The 1,898-nt window shown below is 23.2% G+C and carries 2 protein-coding genes; both read left to right on the forward strand.

The annotated features are described in order from the left end of the window. Positions 1 to 761: CPBP family intramembrane glutamic endopeptidase (locus tag G3997_RS05880; protein WP_296644340.1), on the forward strand; the 761-nt coding region annotated here is incomplete at its 5' end. Positions 762 to 882: 121 nt separating this feature from the next. Next, positions 883 to 1,611 carry a M48 family metallopeptidase gene (locus G3997_RS05885; RefSeq protein ID WP_296644347.1) on the forward strand — a complete coding sequence of 243 codons (729 nt, stop codon included), beginning with the start codon at positions 883 to 885 and terminating at the stop codon, positions 1,609 to 1,611. Positions 1,612 to 1,898: the final 287 nt, after the last annotated feature.

Below are 1,898 nucleotides of genomic sequence, written 5' to 3' on the forward strand. Positions count from 1 at the left end.
TTCCATTATTTAATAATAATCAAGGCTTACTATYATTATTATTAAATTTACTTTCCTTTGCATTTATATCATTATTAGTGTTTTTTAGAGTAAAAGTTATAGAAAAAAGGAGTCTATCATATATTGGATTTAATAAAAATAATTGGCTAAAAAAATATTTATTTGGATTTTTAATAGGTATAATAATGATGAGTGTTATAGTATTGATACTTTTAGCTTTTGGTTATATAGCTATAGAAAAAACTCCTATTCAACCTGTTGGAATATATTCTCTATCTAGTATATTAGTTATTTTACTTGGATGGATTATACAAGGTTCTGCAGAAGAAATTGTTACTAGAGGATGGATTTTAAATGTTTTAATCACTAAATATAATATAGGATTTGGGTTATTGATATCATCTACATTATTTGGAGTTTTACATTTAGCTAATCCTAATGTAAATTACATAGCTATTATAAATATTATACTGATTGGAGTATTTTATGGCCTTTACGTTATAAAAACTAATGATTTATGGGCTGTTTGTGGAATGCATACTGCTTGGAACTTTGCTCAAGGAAATTTATTTGGATTTGAAGTAAGTGGATTAAATGTTTCTGTTGGAAGTTTAATAGATTTAAATTTAATTGGAAATGACTTTATTACTGGCGGAATATTTGGACCTGAAGCTGGTATTGTAGCTACATTTGTATCATTAGTATCTATTGTAATATTGTTGTTTATTGATAAAAAAGGATATGTCTCAAATAAGTATTAAATTTACAAATACTTTTTAGAAAAAAGGATATGTCTCAAATAAGTATTAAATTTACAAATACTTTTTAGTATAATAAAGTTCATAATCAAAATATAATTAGTTTATATTGGAGGAAATCATTTTGTATAAAATCAATTTTGAAAATACTATAATAAATTACTCTATAAATAAAAAGTCAAATGTAAAAAACATAACGATAAAAGTAAAACATCCAAATATAGTTACTGTTGTTTCTCCTAAATCTGTTAATGATGAATTTATACATGATTTAGTCGTATCTAAAAGTAAATGGATTTTAAATAAAATAAATGAGTTTAAAAATAAGGAATCTGAGAATCCTCCTATTTTACTAGTTGATGGAGATAAAATACCCTATCTTGGCAATTACTATGTATTAAATGTATCTAAAGAAAAAGATATAATAAAGTGCTCCCTAACTTTTAATGAAGATAAATTTGTAGCTAAAGTTCCTTACAATATATCTAGTAATGAACAATATATTAAATTAAGAGAACTTCTTATAAATTGGTATCTAACTGAAGGGTCAAAATTAATAAAAGAAAGACTAACTATATATTCAAAAAAGCTAAACTTATACCCTTACTCTATAACTCTAAAAGAGCAAAAAACATCATGGGGTACTTGTTCATCTAAAGGAAACATATATATAAATTGGAAAGTTCTATTGGCTCCTTTAGATATTATAGATTATGTTTTAGTTCATGAACTATGTCATCTTAAATATATGAACCATTCAAAGGAGTATTGGTCACTTGTAAGTACTATATTTCCTGACTATAAGGAAAAAAGAAATTATCTTAAAGAGAATAGCCTAAAACTTAATATATAGATAATAATAACATTAAAAAGTCTAGAAATACTTTTAAAGATAATTCTAGACTTTTTTAATATTAGAACTATTTAATTATCTTCTATATTCTATCGACCTATTTATAATATTTTAATTCATAAAAGTACTTATTATACTCTGCTTCTGTATATTATCTAATCTATATGTATAGTTTATCATAAGTTTAACTATACATAAAATATTTATTAAATTCATCAAATTTTAATTTAAATTTAGGTATACCTACATAGTATRGAGTTATTTCATATAATCCAAAATATATAACC

Source organism: Romboutsia sp. 13368, assembly GCF_018336475.1.
Lineage (GTDB): Bacteria > Bacillota > Clostridia > Peptostreptococcales > Peptostreptococcaceae > Romboutsia.